This is a genomic window from Streptomyces sp. NPDC043867, from assembly GCF_056435845.1.
In genome coordinates this window covers 16,551-41,832 of the sequence record NZ_JBWKDS010000007.1, presented here as the reverse complement: position 1 = coordinate 41,832, position 25,282 = coordinate 16,551, and the positions used below count along the sequence as shown (strand labels likewise).

The window sequence follows — 25,282 nt, the reverse complement described above, 5'->3', positions numbered from 1 at the left end:
GTCAGGATCGGCACTCAAATCGAGCTGGAGCTACGCCGACCCCCGTGGGACGGGGAGGGCGGCGGAGGAGAGCGACATGCACAATCCGGGCCATCGCTTCCAGGCGCAGGACCGCTTCGCGGACGGCGCGCAGTACATCGCGGGCCGGCTGACCAAGGGCACCTCGGGCCGCACCCACTCGGTCGTGGACCCCGCCACCGGCGACGAGGTCTACACGTACGAGCTGGCGGGAGCCGCCGACGTGGACGCGGCCGTCGCGGCCGCCCGCGCCGCCTTCCCGGGCTGGGCCGGCGCGACCCCCGGCGAGCGCTCCGACGCACTGCACCGCTTCGCCGCCGTGCTTGCCGAGCGGGCCGAGGAGTTCGCCCAGGCGGAGTCGCTGCAGTGCGGCAAGCCGCTCAAGCTCACCCGCGAGTTCGACGTCCCCGGAACCATCGACAACACGTCGTTCTTCGCGGGCGCGGCCCGGCATCTGCAGGGCCAGTCCGCGGGCGAGTACTCCGGGGACCACACCTCGTACGTACGCCGTGAACCCATCGGAGTCGTCGGCTCCATCGCGCCCTGGAACTACCCCCTCCAGATGGCCGCCTGGAAGATCCTCCCGGCGATCGCCGCGGGCAACACGGTCGTCCTCAAGCCCGCCGAGCTCACCCCGCTCACCTCGCTCCTGTTCGCCGAGGCGGCCACCGCGGCCGGCATCCCCGACGGCGTCGTCAACATCGTCACCGGCGCGGGCAAGGACGCGGGCGAGCATCTCGTCGCCCACCCCGACGTCGCCATGACCTCCTTCACCGGGTCCACCGGCGTCGGCAGGCGTGTCGCGGAGATCGCCACCTCCACCGTCAAGCGGCTCCATCTGGAGCTGGGCGGCAAGGCGCCCTTCCTGGTCTTCGACGACGCGGACCTGGAGGCCGCCGTGCACGGCGCCGTCGCGGGCGCCCTCATCAACACCGGGCAGGACTGCACCGCCGCCACGCGCGCGTACGTGCAGAGGCCCCTCTACGACGAGTTCGTCGCACGGACGGCCGCGCTCATGGCGAGCGTCCGCGTCGGCGATCCCTTCGCACCGGACACCGACCTCGGCCCGCTGATCTCCCACGCGCAGCGCGACCGGGTCGCCGCGTTCGTCGACCGGGCCCGCTCCTCCGCGCGCGTGGTCACCGGCGGGGAGATCCCCGAGGAGCTGAAGGACGGCGCGTACTACCGGCCCACGCTCGTCGCCGACGCCGCCCAGGACAGCGAGATCGTGCAGGCCGAGATCTTCGGCCCCGTCCTCGTCGTGCTCCCCTTCGACAGCGACGACGAGGGGATCCGGCTCGCCAACGACACGCCGTACGGCCTCGCCGCCTCGGCATGGAGCCGGGACGTCTACCGGGCGAACCGTGCCACCCGTGAGATCAGGGCCGGGTGCGTGTGGGTCAACGACCACATCCCGATCATCAGCGAGATGCCGCACGGCGGATACAAGGCGTCCGGCTTCGGCAAGGACATGTCCGCCTACTCCTTCGAGGAGTACACGCAGGTCAAGCACGTCATGTTCGACAACACCGCGGTCGCCAGGAAGGACTGGCACCGCACGATCTTCGGGGACCGATAGCCAGAACAGGCCGCTCGACCACGGCCGCTTCCCTCCGAAAGGGCACCAGGAGCATGGAGCAGTACGAGCCAGACCGTCCGTCCCCGGCCCAGCTGGCCGCCTTTCGCCGCAGCCTCCACAACGGCAGGGCGTCCCTCACCCGCCGCTCGCTGCTGCGGGCCTCCGCGGGCGGTGCGCTCGCCGCCGGCGGCCTCGGAGCGCTGAGCGGCTGCGGCATCCCCGCGGCCGGCACGACCCGGGGCGGCGTCTCCGCCGAGGACCACTCGGCCAAGGAGAAGACGATCAACTTCTCCAACTGGACCGAGTACATGGACGTGGACGAGAGCGAGAAGCACCACCCCACGCTCGACGCGTTCACCGAGCGGACCGGCATCAAGGTCAAGTACACCGAGGACATCAACGACAACGTCGAGTTCTTCGGCAAGATCAAACCGCAGCTGGCGGCGGGCCAGGACACCGGCCGCGACATCATCGTCGTCACCGACTGGCTCGCGGCCCGCCTGATCCGCTTCGGCTGGGTCCAGAAACTGGACGCCGCCAACCTGCCGCACGCCTACGCGAACCTCTCCCAGCAGTTCCGCAACCCGGACTGGGACCCCGGCCGCGCCTACTCCTATCCCTGGCAGGGCATCTCCACCGTCATCGCCTACAACAAGAAGGCGCTCGACGGCGAGAAGGTCGAGTCGATCTCCGACATGCTCGACAACCCCAGGCTCAAGGGGCGGGTCGGCTTCCTCTCGGAGATGCGCGACAGCGTCGGCATGACGCTGCTGGACATGGGCAAGGACCCGGCGAAGTTCACCGACGACGACTTCGACGCGGCGATCGCCCGGCTCCAGAAGGCGGTCGACAAGGGCCAGATCCGCCGCTTCACCGGCAACGACTACACGTCCGACCTCACCAAGGGCGATCTCGCGGCCTGCGTCGCCTGGGCGGGCGACGTCGTCCAGCTCAAGGCGGACAGCCCGGACATCGGCTTCATCATCCCGGACAGCGGCTACATCACGTCCACGGACAACATGCTGATCCCCAACAAGGCACGTCACAAGACGAACGCCGAGCGGCTGATGGACTACTACTTCGAGCCGAAGCCGGCCGCCGAACTCGCCGCGTACATCAACTACGTGTGTCCCGTCGACGGCGTGAAGGAAGAGCTCGCGAAGATCGACCAGGACGCGGCGGACAACCCGCTGATCATTCCCGACAAGGCCATGGCCGCCAGGTCCCACCCCTTCCGCTCACTGAGCCAGAAGGAAGAGACGGCCTACGAAGAGAAGTTCGCGAAGCTCACAGGGGCGTGACGATGATGAAGACTGACAGCAGCGGCGACGTCCGCCTCTCCGGCATCAGCAAGACCTACGGCTCCTTCACGGCCGTCCACCCACTCGACCTGACCGTCCCGCAGGGCTCGTTCTTCGCGCTCCTCGGAGCCTCGGGCTGCGGCAAGACCACCACCCTGCGGATGATCGCCGGCCTGGAGGAGCCCAGTTCGGGCACCGTCGCCCTCGGCGACCAGGACGTGACGAACCTGCCGCCGTACAAGCGGCCGGTGAACACCGTCTTCCAGTCGTACGCGCTCTTCCCGCACCTCGACATCTTCGAGAACGTCGCCTTCGGCCTGCGCCGGCGCGGCATCAAGTCGGTGAAGAAGCAGGTCGAGGACATGCTGGAGCTGGTGCAGCTCGGCGAGCAGGCCCGCAAGAAACCCCACCAGCTCTCCGGCGGCCAGCAGCAGCGCGTCGCCGTGGCCCGCGCCCTGATCAACCACCCCAAGGTGCTGCTCCTCGACGAGCCGCTCGGCGCCCTCGACCTCAAGCTGCGCCGCCAGATGCAGCTGGAGCTGAAGCGCATCCAGACCGAGGTGGGCATCACGTTCGTCCACGTCACGCACGACCAGGAGGAGGCCATGACCATGGCCGACACGGTGGCCGTGATGAACGCGGGCCGCGTCGAGCAGCTGGGCTCGCCCGCCGACCTCTACGAGAACCCGAACACCACGTTCGTCGCCAACTTCCTCGGCACCTCCAACTTCATCGAGGCCGAGGTCGACACCCGCACCGGCGACGAGATCGTCCTCAAGGCCGGGGGCGGCAAGCTCCTGCTGCCCGCCGCGCGATGTTCGGCGCCCACCGCGGCCGGCGGCAGGGTGCTGGCCGGCGTCCGCCCCGAGAAGATCTCGCTCACGCACGCCGACGACGCCGGGCTCATCCCGGCCGGCCGCAACCGGATCACCGGCAGGATCGCCCACTCCAGCTTCATCGGCGTCTCCACGCAGTACGTCGTCGACAGCGCGGTCTGCCCCGGCTTCGAGGTGTACGCCCAGAACATCGACCGTGACTCCCGGCTCGCGCCGGGCGCCGACGTCGTCCTGCACTGGAGCCCGGAGCACACCTTCGGTCTGGACGCGGCGCAGGACATCGACGCGGGCGTCGAGACGGTCGAGGAGGAGGCCGCCTGATGTCGACGCTCACCGAGGCGCCACCGCCTCTCGCACCCGCCCCGGCCAAGAAGCCGCCCCGCAGGCGCGGCCGGCTCACCCCGTACTGGCTGCTGCTGCCCGGCATCCTGTGGCTGGTGGTCTTCTTCGCGCTGCCGATGGTCTACCAGGCCTCCACGTCCGTGCAGACGGGTTCCCTGGAGGACGGCTACCGGGTCACCTGGCACTTCGCGACCTACTGGGACGCGCTGGCGGACTACTGGCCCCAGTTCCTGCGCTCCGTGCTGTACGCGGGCTCCGCCACGGTGCTGTGCCTGATCCTCGGCTATCCGCTCGCGTACCTCATCGCGTTCCGCGCGGGCCGCTGGCGCAACGTCGTCCTGATCCTGGTGATCGCGCCGTTCTTCACCAGCTTCCTGATCCGCACGCTCGCCTGGAAGACGATCCTCGCGGACGGCGGCCCGGTCGTCGGCGCGCTCAACTCGCTGCACGTCCTGGACGTCACCAGCTGGCTCGGCATGACCTCGGGCGACCGGGTGCTGGCGACCCCGCTCGCCGTGATCTGCGGACTCACGTACAACTTCCTGCCGTTCATGATCCTGCCGCTGTACACCTCGCTGGAGCGGATCGACGGGCGGCTGCACGAGGCGGCCGGCGACCTGTACGCCAGGCCCGTCACCACCTTCCGCAAGGTGACCTTCCCGCTGTCGATGCCGGGGGTCGTCTCGGGCACCCTGCTCACGTTCATCCCCGCGAGCGGCGACTACGTGAACGCCGACCTGCTCGGCTCCACGGACACCCGCATGGTCGGCAACGTGATCCAGACACAGTTCCTGCGGATCCTCGACTATCCGACGGCCGCAGCGCTCTCGTTCCTCCTCATGGCCGCGATCCTCATCATGGTCACGCTCTACATCCGCAGGTCCGGGACGGAGGATCTGGTCTAAATGGCCTTCGTACGCTGGTTCAAGCACCATCTCGTCGTCATCGCCGGACTGCTGACGCTCGGCTATCTGCTGCTGCCGAACGTCGTCGTCACGGTGTTCTCCTTCAACAAGCCGAAGGGCCGCTTCAATTACGAGTGGCAGTCCTTCTCCACGGACGCCTGGCGCGATCCGTGCGGCGTCGCCGACATGTGCGGCTCGCTCTCCCTCAGCCTGCAGATCGCGTTCTGGGCGACGCTCGGTGCCACCGCCCTCGGCACGATGATCGCCTTCGCCCTGGTCCGCTACCGCTTCCGGGCGCGCGGCTCGGTGAACTCGCTGATCTTCCTGCCGATGGCGATGCCCGAGGTCGTGATGGCCGCCTCGCTGCTCACCCTGTTCCTCAACATGGGCGCGCAGCTGGGCTTCTGGACGATCCTGATCGCCCACATCATGTTCTGCCTCAGCTTCGTCGTCACCGCCGTCAAGGCACGCGTGATGTCGATGGACCCGCGTCTCGAGCAGGCGGCCCAGGACCTGTACGCCGGTCCCGTGCAGACCTTCGTGCGGGTCACGCTGCCCATCGCGGCGCCCGGGATCGCGGCGGGCGCGCTGCTGGCCTTCGCGCTCTCCTTCGACGATTTCATCATCACCAACTTCAACGCGGGCTCGACCGTCACCTTCCCCATGTTCGTCTGGGGATCGGCACAGCGCGGAACACCCGTGCAGATCAACGTCATCGGTACGGCCATGTTCGTCGTCGCCGTACTTCTCGTCCTGGCCGGCATGGTGATCGGCAACCGCCGCAACCGGCAGAAGGCGTAAGAGCGATTCTCGTAGGGAGTTGAAATCATGGCCCCAGGCGCCATGACCCGTTGGACGACGTCTCTCTCCGGCGCCCGGCCGGTGTCCTTCTGGCTGGACGACCCGGGCAGACCCCGCCCCGAGCCCGCCCTCACCGGCGCCGAGACCTGCGACCTGCTCGTCGTCGGCGGCGGTTACAGCGGACTGTGGACCGCGCTCCTCGCCAAGGAGCGCGACCCGCGGCGCGAGGTGGTCCTGCTGGAGGGCCGCGAGGTGGGCTGGGCCGCCTCCGGCCGCAACGGCGGATTCTGTGCCGCGTCCCTGACCCACGGCCTGTCGAACGGCCTCACCCGGTGGCCGGACGAGATCAGGAAGCTGGAGGAGCTGGGCGCCCGCAACCTCGACGAGATCGAGGCGGCCGTCGCCCGCTACTCCATCGACTGCGACTTCGAGCGCTCCGGCGAGATCGACGTCGCCACCGAGCCGTACCAGGCGGCCGAACTGCGTGAGTGGTACGAGGAGTTGCAGCGCGAGGGTCTCGCGGACGGCCTCGAGTACCTGGACGCCGACGCCGTACGGGAACAAGTCGACTCACCGACATTCCTCGCCGGTCTGCACGACCGTCGCGGGGTCGCCATGCTCCACCCCGCGAAGCTCGCCTGGGGCCTCAAGCGCGCCTGCCGCGAGCTGGGCGTCCGCATCTACGAGCACACTCCCGCCCTCGCCCTGAAGCCGTACGGCGCAGGCATGGCCGTACGCACCCCCTACGGCTCCGTCCGCGCCCGCCGGGTCGCCCTCGGCACCAACATCTTCCCGAACCTGGTCAAGCGCGTACGCGCGTACACCGTCCCGGTCTACGACTACGCGCTGATGACCGAGCCGCTGACGGCCGACCAGCTGGCCTCCGTCGGCTGGAAGAACCGCCAGGGCCTCGGGGACTCGGCCAACCAGTTCCACTACTTCCGTCTCTCCGCCGACAACCGCGTCCTGTGGGGCGGTTACGACGCGATCTACCCGTACGGCGGCCGGGTGCGCGCCGAGTACGACGACCGCCCGGAGACGTACGCGAAGCTCGCCGGACACTTCTTCACCTGCTTCCCGCAGCTGGAGGGCGTCCGCTTCACCCACGCGTGGGGCGGCGCGATCGACACCTGCTCGCGCTTCTCCGCCTTCTTCGGCACCGCGCACCAGGGCCGGGTGGCGTACGCGGCGGGCTACACGGGGCTCGGCGTCGGCGCCACCCGCTTCGGCGCGGACGTCATGCTCGACCTGCTGGCGGGGGAGCGCACCGAGCGCACCGAGCTGGAGATGGTGCGCAGGAAGCCGCTGCCCTTCCCTCCCGAACCCTTCGCGTGGACCGGCATCGCCCTCACCAAGTGGTCCCTCGCGCGGGCGGACGCGCGGGGCGGGCGGCGCAATCTCTGGCTGAAGGCGATGGACAGGCTGGGTCTCGGCTTCGACAGCTGACCGAGCGGACGTCCCCCTGTGACCCGGTTTGCCGACAGGGGGCGGGAACCCGCGTAATGCCCGGCCCGGACCTCCCTCTCTCCTGTGACGCGACCGGCGTCGGTATGAGAGAGGGAGGTTTCGCCATGACAGGCGCCAGGACGGCGGTCGAGTGGCTGGCATCCGCAGCACCGGACCCCGAGGCATGCCGCTGGGAGTGGGAGCGCAGCCCGCAGGGAGTCGCGCTGCTGCCGGCGGGCGAGGTGTGGGACGTACTGATCCTGCCGGCCGGGCTGGGCCGTCCCACGCTCGACGTGCTGACCCGGGTGACCGACCGGCCGGGTCCCGTGCTCGCCGGCCTCCGGGACGCCCGGACGGGGTTCTTCGTCCCCGCGGGCACCGCGGCGCGCTGGCTCGGTACGGGGGTGCGCACAGCGGGCCGCGGCACCTGGATCGTGGTGCCGTACCCGGGGAGGCCGGCCCGCGGGGTGCGCTGGCTGGTCCCGCCGGACGGCTCGGGCACCCTCACCGATCCGGCGCTCCTGGAGCTGGCCATGCACGAGGCGGCGGCGGGTCTGGCGGGCGGGGAGGGGCCCTGACCGCGGAGCCGGGCCGGCCGGGATCCCGGCGGAGGCCTTGACAACTGCATTGGTCTGGACCAAGTTGGGCGCGCTTCACCCTCCAACTCCCCCCTGCCCGGAGGCACTCGTGGACCCCACCGGACCCAACAGCCCCTTCGTACGCCGACACGGACTTCTCGCCGTGTGCACGGCCGCCGTCCTGGCCGTCCCCGGCGTCACCGCCCTCTCGTCGACCGCCCGTGCGGCCGACGCGGACCTCGTCAGGAACGGCGGGTTCGAGGCGGGCCTGGACAACTGGACCTGCACGGCGGGCAGTACCGTCACCTCACCCGTGCGCAGCGGCACCTCGGCCCTGAAGGCGACCCCGGCGGGCAGCGACCACGCGCAGTGCTCCCAGACGGTCACCGTGAAACCGGGCGCGCAGTACACCCTCACGGGTCACGTCCGCGGCAACTACGTCTACCTCGGCGCGAACGGCACGGGCACCACCGACGTCTCCGCCTGGACGCAGTCCGCGACCGACTGGCAGCAGCTCACCACCACCTTCCGCACCGGACCCTCCACCACCAGGGTCACCCTCTACACGCACGGCTGGTACGGCACCGGCGCCTACCACGCCGACGACATCTCCCTGGTCGGCCCGGGCGCCGACGCCGGGCAGCCGCCGGCCCCGCCCACCGGCCTGAAGACCGGCACCGTGACCGCGGGCAGCGTCGCCCTGTCCTGGTCCGCGGTCCCCGGCGCGACCGGGTACGCGGTCTACCGCGACGGGGTCAAGGCCCAGACGGCGAGCGGCACTTCGGCCACGGTGGCCGGTCTATCCCCCGCAACCGCGTACAGCTTCCAGGTGGCGGCCGTGAACGACACGGGCGAGTCGGCGAAGTCGGCGGCCGTCACCGCGACCACCTCCCCGGGCTCCGGCGGCGGGACCCCCGGCCTCCCCGCCCACGCCCTGGTCGGCTACCTCCACGCGAGCTTCGCCAACGGGGCCGGCTACACCCGCATGGCCGACGTCCCCGACAGCTGGGACGTCATCGACCTCGCCTTCGGCGAACCGACCTCCACCACCTCCGGCGACATCCGCTTCACCCGCTGCCCCGTCACCGAGTGCCCGAACGTGGAGAGCGACGCCGAGTTCAAGGCCGCCATCAAGGCCAAGCAGGCGGCGGGCAAGAAGGTCCTGATCTCCATCGGCGGACAGAACGGCCAGGTGCAGCTCACCACGGCCGCCGCCCGCGACACGTTCGTCTCCTCGGTGTCGAAGATCATCGACGAGTACGGTCTCGACGGCCTGGACATCGACTTCGAGGGCCACTCCCTCTCCCTGAACGCGAACGACACGGACTTCAGGAACCCGACGACACCCGTGGTCGTCAACCTCGTCTCGGCGGTCAGGACCCTCAAGGCCAGGTACGGCTCCGGGTTCGTCCTGACGATGGCGCCCGAGACCTTCTTCGTCCAGCTCGGTCACCAGTACTACGGCACGGGCAAATGGGGCGGCCAGGACCCGCGCGCCGGCGCCTACCTCCCGGTCATCCACGCCCTGCGCGACGACCTCACGCTGCTGCACGTCCAGGACTACAACTCGGGCTCGATCATGGGCCTGGACAACCAGTACCACTCCATGGGCGGCGCGGACTTCCACATCGCGATGACCGACATGCTGCTGACCGGCTTCCCGGTCGCGGGCGACCCGAACAACGTCTTCCCGCCGCTGCGCCCCGACCAGATCGCGATCGGCATGCCCGCGACCACGAACGCGGGCAACGGCCACGTCTCCCCGGCCGAGGTCACCAAGACCCTCGACTGCCTGACGAAGAAGACCAACTGCGGCTCGTACACCCCCCACGGCACCTGGCCGGCGCTTCGCGGCCTGATGACGTGGTCGGTCAACTGGGACCGGTTCGGCGGCTGGGAGTTCTCGCGGAACTTCGACGCGTACTTCGGCTGAGGAACATCGAAAGCCCCGTAAGCAGCAGCGCGCACAGGCACCAGCTCGCCACGACGTCCAGGGGCCAGTGGTAGCCGCGGGCGACCAGGCCGGTGGCCACCGCCAGGTTCAGGGCGAGGCAGCCGGCGACCAGGGTGCGGCGGGCCGTCGCGGAGGGCAGCCGGGGGAGGAGGAGCAGGGTCGCGGCGCCGTACGCCACGGCGGCGGTCGCCGTGTGGCCCGAGGGAAAGAAACCCGTGCCCGGGCCCATGACCGGTGGGCCCGGGCGGGCGATCAGTTCCTTCAGCGGCACGATCACGGCCGGTACGGCGGCCATCAGGACGGCGGCAGCGACGGACGGCAGCCACCAGCGGTCGGCGCCGGCCCGGCGGGAACAGCGGGCCGCGAGGACGAGGGCGACGGCCAGGACCGGGACGGCGACCGTGATGTTGCCGAGGTCGGCGAGGAGTTCGAACCAGCGGTTCGGGTGGACGACGGCGTGGCTGAGGCGTTCGTCCGCGCGGGCGAGGGGGCCGTGGGCCGCGACCTGCCAGGTGATCAGCGCGAGAAGGAGGGCCGGAAGTCCGAGGAGGAAGGTCGGCCACCCCGGAACAGGGGGGGTGGTTCCGGGGTGGCCGTCCGGATCGGGATGCCGCGCGCCCCGGGGGGTTTGGGGCGGGCGGCCGTCCGATCGGTGAGGAGTGGAGCCAAAAGCTCCGGGTGTGTGCGCGAGGGCACGACCAGGGCGAAGCTGGGGAGGCCCCGACCCGGCGTCGCCCACAGTCCCCTGTGGGCGGGGTGTATCTCTCATCTGGGCCAAACCTACGACAGCGGATGCGGCTCCGACAGCCACATGCGCGTCCCGCCATCCACCTCGCACACGTTCTTCACACGCTCCGACCCCCGGCGCCCCCGCCCGGAACCGAACCGGAATCCGGGGCGGGGGCCGGTCCGCCCCGGGGGCCGGGGCGGGCGGGACCTCAGATGCGGGTGAAGGCCTGCTCGATGATGTCGAGGCCCTCGTTCAGGAGGTCCTCGCCGATGACCAGCGGGGGCAGGAAGCGGAGGACGTTGCCGTAGGTGCCACAGGTCAGGACCAGCAGGCCCTCCTGGTGGCAGGCCTTGGCGAGCGCCGCCGTGGCCGCCGGGTTCGGCTCCTTGGTGCCGCGGTCCTGCACCAGCTCGATGGCGATCATGCCGCCACGTCCGCGGATGTCTCCGATGATGTCGAACTTCTCGGCCATCGCGCCCAGCCGGGCCTTCATGACGGCCTCGATGTTCTTCGCCCGCGCGTTGAGGTCGAGCTCCTTCATCGTCTCGATCGCGCCGAGCGCGCCCGCGCAGGCGACCGGGTTGCCGCCGTAGGTGCCGCCCAGACCGCCCGCGTGCGCGGCGTCCATGATCTCGGCGCGGCCGGTGACGGCGGCCAGCGGCAGGCCGCCCGCGATGCCCTTGGCGGTGGTGATCAGGTCCGGGACGATGCCCTCGTCCTCGCAGGCGAACCACTGGCCGGTGCGGCAGAAGCCGGACTGGATCTCGTCCGCCACGAACACGATGCCGTTGTCCTTGGCGAACTCGCTGATGGCCGGCAGGAAGCCCTTCGCGGGCTCGATGAAGCCGCCCTCGCCGAGCACCGGCTCGATGATGATCGCGGCGACGTTCTCGGCGCCGATCTGCTTGTTGATCATGTCGATGGCCTGGGCGGACGCCTCGGCACCGGCGTTCTCGGGACCGGTCAGCCAGCGGTAGCCGTACGCCACCGGCACGCGGTAGACCTCGGGCGCGAACGGGCCGAAGCCGTGCTTGTACGGCATGTTCTTGGCGGTCAGCGCCATCGTCAGGTTGGTGCGGCCGTGGTAGCCGTGGTCGAAGACGACCACGGCCTGGCGCCTGGTGTACGCACGCGCGATCTTGACCGCGTTCTCGACGGCCTCGGCACCCGAGTTGAACAGGGCCGACTTCTTGGCGTGGTCGCCCGGGGTCAGCTCCGCCAGCGCCTCGGCGACGGCGACGTACCCCTCGTACGGCGTGACCATGAAACAGGTGTGGGTGAAGTCCTGGAGCTGGGCGGAGGCCCGGCGCACGACGGCCTCGGCGGACGCGCCGACGGAGGTGACCGCGATGCCGGAACCGAAGTCGATCAGACGGTTGCCGTCGACGTCCTCGATGATCCCGCCGCCGGCGCGCGTGGTGAAGACCGGCAGCACCGAGCCCACACCGGCCGCGACCGCGGCGGTACGGCGGGCCTGCAGCTCCTGCGACTTCGGGCCGGGGATGGCGGTGACGACGCGGCGCTCCTGCGGAAGTGCGGTCATGAGGGGCTCCCTGAAGATCTTGCGAACCGGGGGTTCCGGCGAGCCGGGGGTTTCCGGGCGGGGGTGTTTTCGGACGCTTCTTCGCAGGCTAGGGCCGGGGCAGGGGGCTCGGCATGCTCCATGTGGGCGGTGTCGGGGGATTCCCTTGTCCGCCGTGGACATAGCAGTGCCGACGACCCGCCCGGCCGGACCCTGACGGCCCGCCCGGCCGGACCCTGACGGCCCGCCCGGCCGGGCCCTGCCCCCCCCGACCGGCCAAGTCCTTTCGGCTCCGGCCGCGTAAGCGGTGAACTCCCCGCGCAGGGGCACTAGATTGACCCGCGTACGGGGCACGGAGCGGCTGGTCAGGGGGCAAGGGCGATGGACGGCGACGGCACGCAGGACGCACGGGGCACGCACGCCGGTCCGGTGCCGCGCCCGGCGGGGCCACCCGCGGTGCCCGCGACCCCGCCCCCGGCGCGGCCGCCCGCCCCCGCGGCACCGCCCCGGCCCGCCCGCGCGCCGGGCCTGCCGCCGCTGCCGGACGGGTCCGACTTCCTGGCGTGGCTGCGGACGCCGCGTCCCGAGGCCGCGCCGGGCGTGTGGCGGTTCGGGCACCGGCCGCGGCCGCAGGAGGAGCCCGAGGTCGTGCCGGCGCGACAGCTCCTCAGCGGCGCGCTGATCGCCTTCCTCGTCGGCTGGCTGATCTGGTCACTGCTGTGGAACGGCTACCTCGGCGGCTGGTGGCTGCTCCCGCTGTACGCGATGATCCCGGACTCCTGGGCCGAGCCCCACAGCTTCGGCGCCGTCGTGGTCGTCTACGCCTACTACGCCGCGGTCGCCCTGGCGATCATGATCGGCGTCGGGCGGCTCGGCCGCTGGAGTGAGGTGTGGCGGCGCTACGGACTGCCCGCCTGGCGTCGCACGGCACCCGCGAACGAACGGCCGCCCGCCCCCGAGGACGACCCCGCCCAGTGGAACCGGCTCCGCGCCGCCGGGGCCGCGGACGCCGCCGACCGGCTCGCCGCGGAGGCCCGCGCCGGCCTCATGCGGGACGTCGACCACGCCCGCATCGCCCGCGCCTGGCAGGGCGTGCAGAACGGCCGCCACAGCCTCGCCACCTTCACCGGAGCCGTGCTCAAGGACGGCTCCGCCGCCTGCCTGCACCCCTCCGGCGACCGCGACCTGCCCGGCCGGCACGCCCGGCACGACCTGCTCACCGGGCAGGTACGGCTCGGCGCCACCGCCGACGACCCCCGCAACCCCTACGCCTACCGCGCCACCGGCCTCGCCCTCGGACCCGACCTTCTCGGCACCTCGCTGCTCGCCGTCGGCCCTGCCGGCTCGGGCAAGACCGGCGGTGTCGTCTGGCCGCTCGCCGAGTCGCTGTGCCTGCACGCGCTCGCCGGACGGGCCGCCGTCGTGGTGGTCGGCGCGGCCGGCGCCGGGCTCGGCGCCGCCGACGCGTACGACGTCGTCGTGCGGGTCGGCAACCCCGAGTCCGTCTACGACCTCGACCTCTACGGCGGGACCACCGACCCCGACGAGGCCGCCGCCGTCCTCGCCGAGGCGCTCGTCGGCGACCTCGCCGACCCGCACCCCTCCGGCGACAGCCGGCGGTCCACCACCGTCCTCGCCCAGCTCCTCGGCCCGTACCGCGCCGTCCACGGCCGCTTCCCCTCCGTACCGGAACTGCGGCAGCTCCTCGACGGCTCACCCGGCCCGCTCGCCGCGCTGCGCAGCGGCCTCGAGGAGGCCGGACAGGCCTCGCTGCTGCGCGAACTCGACGCCCGCGAGCGGCAGATGGGGCACCCCGGAGACGTGGGCGGCGTCCTGGCCGACCGTGTCGCGCTGCTCGACCGGCCCGCCTTCGCCGGGTTCTTCGACACCTCGGGGCAGTCCCGGCCCTTCTCGCTCCGCGCCCTCGACCACCCCGTCCGGGTGCGCATCGACCTGCCGCAGCGGGGGCACGCCGACGCCTCCCGGATCCTCGCGCGGCTCGTACTCGCCCAGTTCACCGCCAGCGTCGCCGTGCGCGAGGACCGCTCCCTGTTCGCCTGCCTCGTGCTCGACGACGCCACCGGCGTCGTCACCCCGGAAGCCGTCCGCGGCATCCAGCGGCTGCGCTCCGCCAACGCGGGCACCGTCCTGACCCTGCGCACCCTCGACGACGTGCCACGGGCGCTGCGCAGTCCGCTGCTCGGGGCGATCGGCTGCCGGATGGCGCTCTCCGGACTGACCCCCTGGGACGGCCAGGACTTCGCCGAGGTCTGGGGCAAGGAGTGGACCGAGACCCGGGACGTCACCGACCGGCAGATCATCGCCGAGACCCCGGCCGGGAAGGCCGTCCACATGCTGCGCCGGGTGATCACCGGGAACGCGCCGACCGCACGCGCCGTCACCGTGCGCCAGGTCGAGCGGGAGCGGTGGTCGGCGTCCGAACTGGCGCACGGGGTGCCCCCGGGGCACGCGGTGCTCTCCCTCACCAGCGTGAAGGGTGAGCACGCGCCGCCGTTGCTGGTGGATCTGCGCGGCTGAAACGAGAGCGCGGGACACCCCTACGGTGAGGCAGAATCGGCAGAGGCCCTTCATACGAAGCGGCCAAAAGATCACCCGGTCGACCGCTCGTGCGTCCGCCTCAGACCTGAAGGTCCCATGCCCCCCACGCTCGCCTCCCTCGTCCACCACTCCGCGCTCAAGCTGACCGTGCGGGCGGGCGAGGGACGCCTGGACGTGCCCGTCCGCTGGGCGCACGTCAGCGAGCTCGCCGACCCCGTGCCGTACATGGAGGGCGGGGAGCTGCTGCTGATCACCGCGCTCAAACTGGACGCCGAGGATCCCGACGCCATGCGGCGGTACGTGAAGCGGCTGGCCGCGGCGGGAGTCGTCGGCCTCGGCTTCGCCGTCGGGGTCAACTACGACGAGATCCCCGGGGCCCTCGTCGACGCCGCCGAGCAGGAGGGCCTCCCGCTCCTTGAGGTGCCCCGGCGCACGCCGTTCCTCGCCATCAGCAAGGCCGTCTCCGCCGCGATCGCCGCCGACCAGTACCGCGCCGTCACCGCCGGGTTCGCCGCCCAGCGCGAGCTGACCAAGAAGGCGCTGCACGACGGCCCCGAGAAGCTGCTCGCCGCGCTCGCCGGGCAGGTCGACGGGTGGGCCGCGCTGTACGACGCGTCCGGTGCCGTCGTCGCCGCCGCGCCCGAGTGGGCCGGGCGCCGGGCCGCGCGCATCACCGCCGACGTCGAGCGGCTGCGGGAGCGGGCCGCGCCGGCGAGTTCCGTCGTCGGCGGACCGGACGGCGAGGACCGGATCGAGCTGCACTCCCTCGGTACCGGGCGGCGGGCCCGCGCCGCGCTCGCCGTCGGGACGGCCGCCGCCCTCGGCACCGCCGAGCGGTATGCCGTCCACTCCGCGATCGCCCTGCTCACCCTCACCACCGAACGGTCCCGGTCGCTGCACGCGGCCGAGCAGCGGATCGGGGCAGCCGTCCTGCGGATGCTCCTCGCGGGGGAGTCCGACCACGCGCGCGCCGTCGCCGGTGACCTGTACGGGGAGCTTCTCGACGCGCCCTTCCGGCTGATCCTCGCCGAGTCGGCGTCCGCGTCGGCGGGGCGGGCGCATGCCGACGGGCGCGGGCACGGGCGGGAGCACAAGCCCGGGCCCGAGCCCGGCCGCGGGCCTGGCGCCGCGAAGGCGTCGGCCGCCAAGGCCGCGGTGCCCGACCTCCAGGGCGACCCGCTGGGCGGGCTCGCCGAGGTCGTCGAGTCTGCCGCCGCGCGGTCCGGGGAGTCCGTGCTGGTCGTGCCCGACGGGGAGCGGCTGGTGGTGCTCGCGGCGGACGGGGGCTCCGCGGTGGCGGCCTGCCAGGAGTACGCGGAGGTGCTGGAGGCCGCGCGGGCCGCGGGGCGGGAGCAGCCGGTGCGGGACGAGGGGGAACTGGTCGTGGGGCTGTCGGCGCCGGCCGGGCCGATCGCCGCGCGGGCGGCCTACAAGCAGGCCGAGCAGGCCCTGTCCGTGGCCCGGCGGCGGGGGCGTTCCCTCGTCGAGCACGAGGAGGTGGCCGCGGGGTCCGTGGTGCCGCTGCTCGCGGACGACGCGGTGCGGGCGTTCGCGGACGGGCTGCTGCGGGCGCTGCGCGAGCACGACGCGACCGGGCGGGGGGACCTGGTGGCGTCCCTGCGGGCGTGGCTGTCGCGGCACGGTCAGTGGGACGCGGCCGCCGCCGACCTCGGGGTGCACCGGCACACGCTGCGGTACCGGATGCGGCGGGTCGAGGAGATCCTGGGGCGCTCACTGGACGATCCGGACGTCCGGATGGAGCTGTGGCTGGCGCTGAAGGCGACGGCGGTGGGGGAGTAGGGCGGGGGCGGGCTCACGGCGGGCGTCTTGGCTGCGGTGGTGCGGGGCGGGGGCACGGCGGGCGTCTTGGCTGCGGTGGGTGGGGAGCCCGCGCCGCGGTGGGTGGGTCGGGGCCGCGCCGGTACATCCGCCCGTTGCAGGTCGGGCGTGCACCTTGGTGACGGGGGTGGACCGGCGCTTCCTGCCCGACCTGCAACGGGCATCTGATGTACCGGCACGGCCCCTCCGGTGGGAGCGCGGGTGCGGGTCGTGCCGATTGCGCTGCGGGCCGCCGCCGTCTCACCACCGGGTGCCGGTTGGCGTTGGCCGTAGCGGAGTGGGGGGCGGGGGCAGTGCTCCGGGGTGGACAAGCGGAACCGTGGGGTTCCGGCCCTACCGTGGGGCCGTAAGACACGGACACACCAACCTCGGAAGGGCCGGGACTCGACTATGACCTCCACCCACGCCTTCTGGCTCGCCGGCCGCCAGGCCACCGGCGAGACCACCTTCGACGTCGCGTCGCCCTGGGACGGGCAGCTGGTGGGCAAGGTCAGCGTGCCGACCGAGGCCCAGGTCGAGGAGGCCGTCGCCGCCGCGTACGCCGTACGCGACGAGTTCGCCGCGACCCCCGCCCACGTACGCGCCGCCGCCCTCGACCACGTGAGCAAGCGCCTCGTGGAGCGCACCGAGGAGATCGCGCAGCTCATCTCCGCCGAGAACGGCAAGCCGATCAAGTGGGCCCGCGGCGAGGTCGGCCGCGCGGTGTCCGTGTTCCGGTTCGCGGCCGAGGAGGCCCGCCGCTTCAACGGCGGCGAGGCCCAGCGGCTCGACACCGACGCCGGCGGCCAGGGCCGGCTCGCGCTGACCCGCCGCTTCCCCAAGGGTGTCGTCCTCGGCATCGCGCCGTTCAACTTCCCGCTCAACCTGTGCGCGCACAAGGTCGCCCCGGCGATCGCGGCCGGCGCCCCGATCATCCTGAAGCCCGCGCCCGCGACCCCGCTGTCCGGCCTGATCATCGGCGACCTGCTCGCCGAGACCGAGCTGCCCGCCGGCTCGTGGAGCATCCTGCCGGTCGCCAACGACCGGATGCCCGCGCTGGTGCAGGACGAGCGGCTGCCCGTCATCTCGTTCACCGGGTCCGAGACGGTCGGTTACGCGATCATGGACTCGGTGCCGCGCAAGCACTGCACGCTGGAGCTCGGCGGCAACGGCGCGGCCGTGGTGCTCGCCGACTTCGCGAGCGACGAGGACCTGGACTGGGCCGCGACCCGTATCGCCACCTTCTCCAACTACCAGGGCGGCCAGTCCTGCATCTCGGTGCAGCGCGTGATCGCCGACGCCTCGGTGTACGAGCGGCTGCTGCCGCGCATCGTCGCCGCCGTCGAGGCCCAGGTCACCGGTGACCCGTCGGACGACAGGACCGACGTCGGGCCGCTGGTCAGCGAGGACGCGGCCCGTCGCGTCGAGTCCTGGGTCGACGAGGCCGTCGCCTCCGGAGCCACGCTGCTCACGGGCGGCAAGCGGGACGGCGCCTCGTACGCGCCGACCGTCCTCGCCGACGTCCCGGCGGACGCGACCCTGTCCTGCGAGGAGGTCTTCGGACCGGTCCTCACCGTGCAGAGGGTGACCGGCGAGGCCGAGGCCTTCGCCGCCGTCAACAACTCCAAGTACGGCCTGCAGGCCGGGGTGTTCACGCACGACCTGCAGACCGCCTTCCGTGCCCACCGGGCGCTGGAGGTCGGCGGAGTCGTGGTCGGCGACGTGCCCTCCTACCGTGCCGACCAGATGCCGTACGGCGGCGTGAAGCAGTCCGGCGTCGGCCGCGAGGGTGTGCGGTACGCGATGGACGACTACACGTACGAGCGCGTGCTGGTCCTGACGGGCCTCGCGCTGTAGGACCGTTCGAAACCGGCGGCCGGAGCCCACTGTGCGGGGGCTCCGGCCGTTGTCGTGGGCCGAGGGGCCCGGCATCCGTGCTGCCGGGCCCCTCGCGCCGGCCTGTCCGGACCCTCAGCCGGAGAAGCCGACGTGCGCGAGCCGCAGCGTGCCGCGCAGTCGCAGGCGGACGTCGTGCACACCGTCGGCGGCGAACGCGGCGTCGACGGTGGTGTAGTCGTACGGGCCCTTCGTGGCCGCCGGTGTCAGGGTCGCCAGCACCGGGCCGTCGTCCAGGGAGACGTCCACGGTCCCCTCGCCCGCCACCTCCGCGGTGAGCGCACCGACGCCGGTCCCGAAGTCGCAGGAGCGGTACAGCAGTTCGCCCGTGCCGCCACCCACCGGCGTCACCGCGTCGCCCGCCGTCCTGGTGCGGTCGACGATCTCGGCCGCCCGCTGCTCGTCGAAGTCGGCGGCGTCCAGGCCGCGTTCCCGCACCGGGCGCGGTCCGGCGGCCTCGCCGAGGAGTTCGACGGCCGCGCGCAGCCGGACGTCCTCGCTGGACGCGCCCGCGAGCAGTTCGTACGCACCCGGCTCCAGTCGCCACCTGCCGTGCGCCACGTCCCAGAACTCGAAGACGGACAGCGGGAGTTCGAAGGACAGCTCCGCCGAGGAGCCGGGGGCCAGGCGGACGCGGCGGTACCCGGCCAGCTCGCGGCGGGGGCGGGGTACGGACGGGCCGACGGCGCGGACGTAGAGCTGGGCGACCTCGTCGGCGGTCACCGCACCGGTGTTGGTGACGGTGAAGGAGACCCGTACCCGTTCCCCGTCGGCAAGGAACCGCAGGTCCGTGTAGCCGAACGATGTGTAGGACAGTCCGTGCCCGAACGGGAACAGCGGGGTGCCCTCGAAGTACAGGTACGTCTGGCGGCCGCCGATCACGTCGTAGTCGAGGAGGTCCGGCAGGTCCTCGTCCGCGGCGTACCAGGTCTGCGGGAGGCGGCCGGCGGGCGAGACGTCGCCCGCCAGGACGCGGGCCAGCGCGGTGCCCGCGGCCTGGCCGCCGTGCGCGGTCCACAGGACGGCCGGGAGGCCCGCGGGCTCCACGGCGTACGGATAGGAGCTGACGAGGGCCAGCACGGTGCGCGGGTTCGCGGTGCGGGCCGCCCGCAGCAGGCGTTCCTGGTGATCGGGCAGGCGCAGGGTCGTCCGGTCCTCCGTCTCGCGCCCGTTGATGTGCGGGTCGTTGCCGGCGACGACGAGGACCACGTCGGCGCCGGCCGCGGCGCGGGCCACCGCGTCCTCGCCGCGCTCGGTGACCTCCAGCTCGAAGATCTCCCCGTCCCGCTCGGCAACCTTCACGCCGTCGGCGGCGACGGAGACGTACCTGCCCGTCCCCAGGTGCTTGAGGAGGTGGCCGTTCCCGTGGGTTGCGGAGGGTTCGAGGCGGAAGGTCTCCTGGACGACCCAGCCGCCGGGCTGGTCCGCGGCGGCGCGGACGAAGCCGTCCTCGGCCACCGAGAGGTAGCGGCCGTCGGGCGCGCGCAGGGTCAGTACGCCGTCGCCCCAGTCGGTCAGCGCGAGTTCGCTGCCCCGGGCGTCGGTGGTGAGCGGGGGCAGGTCCGTGCGGCCCGCGAGGAGCGCCGGGTCCAGCGCGCCCTCGGCGCCGCGCACCTCGTCGGCCGCGTCCTGGGCCGCGGGCACGCTCAGATACACGCCGGAGGACGTCCGCAGCCGTACCCGGTCCACGCCCTCGGCGAAGGTGACGCGGTCGGCGCCGAAGCGCTCGTACAGGCCCTCCAGGGGCGTCGAACGGTGCAGGAGCGTGCCGCTGTACCAGTCGAGCTTGCACTCGTCGGCGAGGAGACCGACGACCGCGACGCGGGTGTGCTCGCCGAGCGGCAGCAGGCCGTCGTTCTTCAGCAGGACGACGGCCTGCTCGGCCGCTTCCGCCGCGAGCGCGCGGTGGGCCGGGGTGTCGAAGTCCTCCGTGCCGGCGTACGGGTCCGACCGCGGATCGAACTCGCCGAGCCGGAACCGGACCGAGAGCTGCCTGCGGACCGCCGTGTCGATGTCGTCCTCGCTCAACAGGCCCTGGTCGAGCGCTCCGTGGAGGCGGGCGACGATCTGCGAGCTGTCCGTGCCGTGGTCCGTGAAGCTGTCGACCCCGGCGCGGACCGCGGCCGCGGTCGCCTCCTCGTGGGTGTCGAAGTAGTGCTCGGAGTCGACCAGGTTGGAGGGCGCGCCCGCGTCCGAGCAGACGAGCAGCTCCTGCTCCGTCCAGGCACGCAGGTGCTCGCGCAGGTACGGCGAGACGTGGTTGGGGCGGCCGTTGACCAGGTTGTAGGCGGGCATCACGCCGGCCACCGCGCCCGCCTCGACCGTCTCGCGGAAGGCCCGCAGGTCGTACTCGTGCAGCACGCGCGGGCGCACCGACGAGGACGAGGTGTCCCGGTGCGTCTCGTTGTTGTGGGACAGCCAGTGCTTGAGGACCGGGGCCGTGCGCCAGTACGTGGGATGGTCGCCGCGCAGGCCGCGGGTGTAGGCCGTCGCGATCGCCGAGGTCAGCTTCGGGTCCTCGGAGTAGCCCTCCTCGTTGCGTCCCCACAGCGGGTGGCGCAACAGGTTGACCGTGGGCGACCAGACGTTGAGGCCGACGCGGTCGTCGCGGGCGCGCATCGCGCGTGCCTCGGCCGAGACCGCCTCGCCGACCCGGTGCACGAGGTCGTCGTTCCAGGTCGCGCCGAGCCCCACGGCTTGCGGGAACACGGTCGCCGGGCCCATCCACGCCACTCCGTGCAGGGCCTCCTGGCCGGTGCGGAAGGCGGCGAGGCCGAGGCGCTCGACCGGGGGCCCGAACTGGTGCAGGAACGCGATGCGTTCGTCGCGGGTGAGCCGCGCCAGCAGATCGTCGATGCGCTTCGCGAACGGCAGCCGCGAATCGCGGAAGGACGGCGTGGAAGGCGTGTGTGCGGTCACGTGGTGATCCCTTTGCGGTGGAGCGACGGGGCGCTTTCGAAGCGCTTCGATGCTCATTCGGGCAAGGGGCGAGTGTCAAGACACCGGGACGCGCGAACTCCGTTCTCCGACCGGCATTTCAGGCGCCGCACGAGAGCGGTCCAGTCCTCGGGGTCGCGCAGGAATGTTGGAAACGGCTCTTGTGCACCCTCAGGTGTTCACTTAACCTCGCAGCAACATGGAAGCGCTTCGACAAGCGACGAGAGCCCACCCGGGGATGTGCAGTCCTCGGAGGGCCGCTTCAGCTCAGCCAGTTCCACTCAAGACACCGCAGCCGACGGCTCCACCGCCGGGTGTCCTGCTGTGCGCCACGAAGGGTTGACGCAATGACGCCGAACTCCGCCACCTCCGGCACCAGCCGGAGAAGCTTCCTCGCCTCCACGGCGGTGGCCGCGGCCGCCGTGGCCGGCGGGACGCCACTGCTCGCCGCCTGCGGCGGGTCCGACGGCGGCTCCAAGGAGGGGACCACCTCCGGCAAGGACGCGCAGAAGATCCTCCCCACCTTCGTGGCGCAGAACGTGGTGACGCCGGACATCCCGTCGAAGAACGGCTCAGCGGTCGGCTTCACCGGCGAACTCTCGCTCACCGGCCTGAAGACGTCGGTGCCCGGGAAGCTCGGCAAGGGCGGCACCGTCAGGATCATGTCGCCGTTCTGGGGCACACCCCCGAAGGGCGGCAACGCCTACTACAAGGCGATGAACGCGAAGATCGGCGCCGACATCGTCTGGCAGAACCAGGACGGCAACACGTACGACGAGAAGCTGGGCGCCGTCCTCGCCTCCAGCGACATGCCGGACGTCGTGGTCATCCCCAGCTGGAACATGGGCGGCAAGATCCCCAGCGCCATCATCAGCAAGTTCGCCGACCTCGGCCCGTACCTCTCCGGCGACAAGGTCAAGGAATACCCGAACCTCGCCGCCATTCCGAGCGACGCGTGGAAGTACTCCATCTTCGGCGGCAGGCTGCGCGGCCTGCCGCAGCCCGCGCCCACCGTCACCGGCATCGTGCCCTTCTACCGCAAGGACGTCTTCGACAAGGAGGGGTACGAAGTCCCCACCTCGGCCGCCGAGTTCCTCGCCCTCGCCAAGGACATCACCAACGCCCGCGCCAAGGTGTGGGCCTGCGACGACATGAAGTGGACGGCCTTCAACGTCTTCGGCGTGCTGTCCGGCAGCGAGAAGCCGCTCGGCTGGAACCTCGTCGACGGCAAACTGGTCTACCGGGTCGAGACGGACGAGTACCTCGAAGCGCTCGAGTGGACGCGCAAGCTGTACGCGGCCGGTGTCGTCCACCCCGAGGCCAAGGCGGCGAACCAGGGCAACGCGGGCCAGCGCTTCACCGCGGGCGAGGTCCTGATGTACAACCAGAACATCTCGGACTGGTGGGGCAAGATGGCCGAACAGGCCACCCACAAGAAGGACTTCCGCATCGCGGGCATGGACATATTCGGCCACGACGGAGGCGACCCCCGGCTGTGGTCCGGATCGCCGGCGGGCATCTTCGCCTTCGTCAACAAGAAGGCGTCGAAGTCCGTGATCCACGACGTGCTGGCCGCCGCGAACGTCTCCGCCGCCCCGTACGGCACCGAGGAGTACATGCTCACCAACTACGGGGTGGAGGGCACGCACTACACCGTCGAGGACGGCACGCCCGTCAAGAACGACAAGGGCAACCAGGAGGTCCTCAACGCCTACGTGATGCTGGCCAGTCCCGCCCCGACCATCGCGCACCCCGACTTCCCGGACATCGCGAAGGAACAGGTGCAGTGGCAGCAGCGGATGGGCGCCTTCACCAGGAAGTCCTCCTTCTACGGCCTCCAGATCACCGAACCGGCCCGCTACACCAACCTCTCCAACGACTTCGAACAGCTGGAGGACGACATCGTCCGCGGCCGCAAGAAGATCGGCGCCATGCAGCAGGCGGTGTCGGACTGGAAGAGCCAGGGCGGCGACAAGCTGCGGGACTGGTACAAGAAGCTGCTGGACGACACCGGCTCCGCGCAGGGGTGACGAGGTGGCACACAGCACCGCACCGGGCACCACCGGCGCCGCCGCGTCGTCGGCGGCCGAACCCGCCGAGCCGTCCGTGGGCCGCGCGAAGGCCGCCGAGGCCGGCCGGGCCGCCGCGGAACCGGGAGCGGCCAAGGCGTCGAAGAGCGGCAGCTTCCGCACCCGCTTCAAGCGGGACCGCACCCTGATCCTGATGACCCTGCCGGCGGTCCTGCTGGTCCTGGTCTTCAACTACATACCGATCCTCGGCAACGTCGTCGCGTTCCAGGAGTACGACCCGTACGTCAGCGACAACGGCTTCGTCGCCATCTTCCACAGCCCCTGGGTGGGCTTCGAGCAGTTCACGCGGATCTTCGAGGACTCGGCGTTCTGGGACGCCGTGGAGAACACCCTCGTCCTGTTCGCGCTGCAACTCGTGCTCTTCTTCCCCGTCCCGATCCTGCTCGCGCTGCTCATCAACAGCGTGGTCAGGCCCCGGGTGCGGGCGGTGTCCCAGGCGATCCTCTACCTGCCGCACTTCTTCTCCTGGGTGCTCGTCATCACCGTCTTCCAGCAGATCTTCGGCGGCGCCGGCATCATCGCGCAGACCCTGCGGCAGCACGGGTACGAGGGCTTCGACCTGATGACCGACCCGGGGATCTTCAAGTTCCTGGTGACCGCGGAGGGCGTCTGGAAGGACGCCGGCTGGGGGATCATCGTCTTCCTCGCCGCGCTGGCCTCCGTGAGCCCGGACCTGTACGAGGCCTCGGCGATGGACGGGGCCGGGCGCTGGCGCCGGATGTGGCACGTCACGCTGCCCGCCCTGCGTCCGGTGATCGCCCTGCTGCTGGTGCTGCGGGTCGGTGACGCGCTCACCGTCGGCTTCGAGCAGATCCTGCTCCAGCGGGACGCGGTGGGACCGGGAGCCGCGGAGGTCCTCGACACCTACGTCTGGTGGAACGGCGTCCGCAACCAGGACTTCAGTTACGCGGCCGCGGCCGGACTGATCAAGGGCGTGGTCAGTCTCGGGCTGGTCCTCGCCGCGAACAAGGTGGCCCATCTGATGGGCGAGCAGGGGGTGTACAAGAAGTGAGCGCCGTGACCGAGCAACGGCCGAAGGCCCCCGGCCGCTGGGCCGCCCCGCCCCGGCCCGTCTGGGAGGAGCAGCCCCGCACGGCGGGCCTCGCGGGCAAGGGCATCGTCCTGGCCGGCGCCTGCCTGGGCGTGCTGTTCCCGCTGTGGATCGTCGCCGTCACCAGTCTGTCCTCGAAGGAGACCATCACCGAGGCCGGCGGTCTGGTGGTGATCCCCAAGGGCATCACGTTCGTCGCGTACCAGGAGCTGCTGAGCGGCGGGCAGGTCACCCGGGCCACCCTCGTCAGCCTCGGCGTCACCCTCGTCGGCACGCTGTTCTCGATGACGGTGTCCGTCCTCGCGGCGTACGGGCTCTCCCGCATCGGGTCGGTCGGGCACCGCTGGTTCCTGATGACGCTGCTCGCCACGATGTTCTTCGGCGCCGGCCTCATCCCCACGTACCTGCTGGTGCAGTCGCTCGGCCTCACCGACACGTATCTCGCGCTGATCCTGCCGAGCGCGGTCAGCGTCTTCAACATCCTGGTGCTGCGCGGCTTCTTCATGGGCATCTCGCAGGAACTCGTCGACAGCGCGCGGATCGACGGCGCGGGGGACTGGCGGATCCTGCGGCAGATCGTGGTGCCGCTCTCCCGCGCGGTCATCGCGGTGATCACGCTCTTCTACGCCGTCGGCTACTGGAGCGCCTGGTTCAACGCCTCGATCTACCTGAGCGACCAGGACATGATGCCGCTGCAGAACGTGATGATCCAGCTCGTCCAGAAGCAGGAGCCCCCGGTCGGCATGGGGCAGGCCATCAAGACGGGCGAACTGTCCGCCCTCGCCGTGCAGATGGCGGTCATGGTGCTGGCCCTGCTCCCGGTCGCCGTGCTCTCGCCCTTCGTCCAGCGGCACTTCAAGAAGGGCATGCTCACCGGGGCCGTGAAGGGCTGAGGCAGGCCCGCCTCCTCCCGCCGGCT

17 protein-coding genes are annotated in these 25,282 nt (G+C 71.7%); 14 read left to right on the top strand and 3 right to left on the bottom strand.

Features of this window, described 5'->3' with window-relative positions:
* The first annotated feature begins 76 nt into the window (after nt 1-76).
* From AC069T_RS09100 to AC069T_RS09065, 8 genes are all read left to right on the top strand, one after another.
* Nucleotides 77-1,597 (top strand): gamma-aminobutyraldehyde dehydrogenase, encoded by a 1,521-nt coding sequence (locus tag AC069T_RS09100; RefSeq protein WP_478782121.1) that lies wholly within the window; start codon nt 77-79, stop codon nt 1,595-1,597.
* Nucleotides 1,598-1,650: 53 nt separating this feature from the next.
* Nucleotides 1,651-2,898, top strand: coding sequence for a polyamine ABC transporter substrate-binding protein (locus AC069T_RS09095; protein WP_478782120.1), 1,248 nt, complete (start codon nt 1,651-1,653; stop codon nt 2,896-2,898).
* Between the two features lie 5 nt (nt 2,899-2,903).
* On the top strand, nt 2,904-4,055 hold the full coding sequence (locus AC069T_RS09090; RefSeq protein ID WP_478782269.1) for an ABC transporter ATP-binding protein: 1,152 nt from the start codon (nt 2,904-2,906) through the stop codon (nt 4,053-4,055).
* On the top strand, nt 4,055-4,981 hold the full coding sequence (locus AC069T_RS09085) for an ABC transporter permease (RefSeq protein WP_476755601.1): 927 nt from the start codon (nt 4,055-4,057) through the stop codon (nt 4,979-4,981). Before AC069T_RS09090 ends, AC069T_RS09085 begins: the two co-directional genes overlap by 1 nt.
* Nucleotides 4,982-5,782, top strand: a complete 801-nt coding sequence (locus tag AC069T_RS09080; protein WP_478782119.1) for an ABC transporter permease — start codon at nt 4,982-4,984, stop codon at nt 5,780-5,782.
* A 27-nt stretch (nt 5,783-5,809) separates the two neighbouring features.
* On the top strand, nt 5,810-7,228 hold the full coding sequence (locus tag AC069T_RS09075) for an NAD(P)/FAD-dependent oxidoreductase (protein WP_478782118.1): 1,419 nt from the start codon (nt 5,810-5,812) through the stop codon (nt 7,226-7,228).
* A 125-nt stretch (nt 7,229-7,353) separates the two neighbouring features.
* A complete protein-coding gene (locus tag AC069T_RS09070) occupies nt 7,354-7,806 on the top strand; it encodes a hypothetical protein (protein WP_478782117.1) in 453 nt (150 codons plus the stop codon).
* Between the two features lie 109 nt (nt 7,807-7,915).
* Entirely contained in the window at nt 7,916-9,739 is a 1,824-nt protein-coding gene (locus tag AC069T_RS09065) for a chitinase (protein WP_478782116.1), read from the top strand.
* Here the strand turns inward: AC069T_RS09065 and AC069T_RS09060 are convergent.
* Both AC069T_RS09060 and gabT read right to left on the bottom strand, forming a co-directional pair.
* Nucleotides 9,678-10,499, bottom strand: a complete 822-nt coding sequence (locus AC069T_RS09060) for a phosphatase PAP2 family protein (RefSeq protein WP_478782115.1) — start codon at nt 10,497-10,499, stop codon at nt 9,678-9,680. The two genes, AC069T_RS09065 and AC069T_RS09060, sit on opposite strands and share 62 nt — an antisense overlap.
* Nucleotides 10,500-10,698: 199 nt before the next feature.
* The gene (gene gabT / locus AC069T_RS09055; protein WP_478782114.1) at nt 10,699-12,033 is read right to left on the bottom strand and encodes a 4-aminobutyrate--2-oxoglutarate transaminase; all 1,335 of its coding nucleotides are present in this window, start codon (nt 12,031-12,033) and stop codon (nt 10,699-10,701) included.
* Between the two features lie 360 nt (nt 12,034-12,393).
* On the opposite strand from gabT, the gene AC069T_RS09050 reads away from it, so the two are divergent.
* The 3 genes from AC069T_RS09050 (at nt 12,394) to AC069T_RS09040 (ending at nt 18,246) form a co-directional block, all read left to right on the top strand.
* Entirely contained in the window at nt 12,394-14,550 is a 2,157-nt protein-coding gene (locus AC069T_RS09050; protein WP_478782113.1) for an ATP-binding protein, read from the top strand.
* 117 nt (nt 14,551-14,667) lie between these two features.
* Complete coding sequence (locus tag AC069T_RS09045; protein ID WP_478782112.1) at nt 14,668-16,371, top strand: PucR family transcriptional regulator; 1,704 nt, start codon at nt 14,668-14,670, stop codon at nt 16,369-16,371.
* Nucleotides 16,372-16,800: 429 nt separating this feature from the next.
* The gene (locus AC069T_RS09040) at nt 16,801-18,246 is read left to right on the top strand and encodes an aldehyde dehydrogenase family protein (protein WP_478782111.1); all 1,446 of its coding nucleotides are present in this window, start codon (nt 16,801-16,803) and stop codon (nt 18,244-18,246) included.
* 114 nt (nt 18,247-18,360) lie between these two features.
* On the opposite strand, the gene AC069T_RS09035 is transcribed toward AC069T_RS09040, so the two are convergent.
* On the bottom strand, nt 18,361-21,204 hold the full coding sequence (locus AC069T_RS09035) for a glycoside hydrolase family 3 C-terminal domain-containing protein (protein ID WP_478782110.1): 2,844 nt from the start codon (nt 21,202-21,204) through the stop codon (nt 18,361-18,363).
* Between the two features lie 365 nt (nt 21,205-21,569).
* Between AC069T_RS09035 and AC069T_RS09030 the strand changes: the two genes are divergently transcribed.
* The 3 genes from AC069T_RS09030 to AC069T_RS09020 are packed head-to-tail and all read left to right on the top strand — an operon-like array spanning nt 21,570 to nt 25,256.
* Nucleotides 21,570-23,252, top strand: coding sequence for an extracellular solute-binding protein (locus tag AC069T_RS09030; protein ID WP_478782109.1), 1,683 nt, complete (start codon nt 21,570-21,572; stop codon nt 23,250-23,252).
* A gap of 4 nt (nt 23,253-23,256) precedes the next feature.
* Nucleotides 23,257-24,324, top strand: coding sequence for an ABC transporter permease (locus AC069T_RS09025; RefSeq protein WP_478782108.1), 1,068 nt, complete (start codon nt 23,257-23,259; stop codon nt 24,322-24,324).
* Complete coding sequence (locus AC069T_RS09020; RefSeq protein ID WP_478782107.1) at nt 24,321-25,256, top strand: carbohydrate ABC transporter permease; 936 nt, start codon at nt 24,321-24,323, stop codon at nt 25,254-25,256. Before AC069T_RS09025 ends, AC069T_RS09020 begins: the two co-directional genes overlap by 4 nt.
* Nucleotides 25,257-25,282 lie beyond the last annotated feature (26 nt).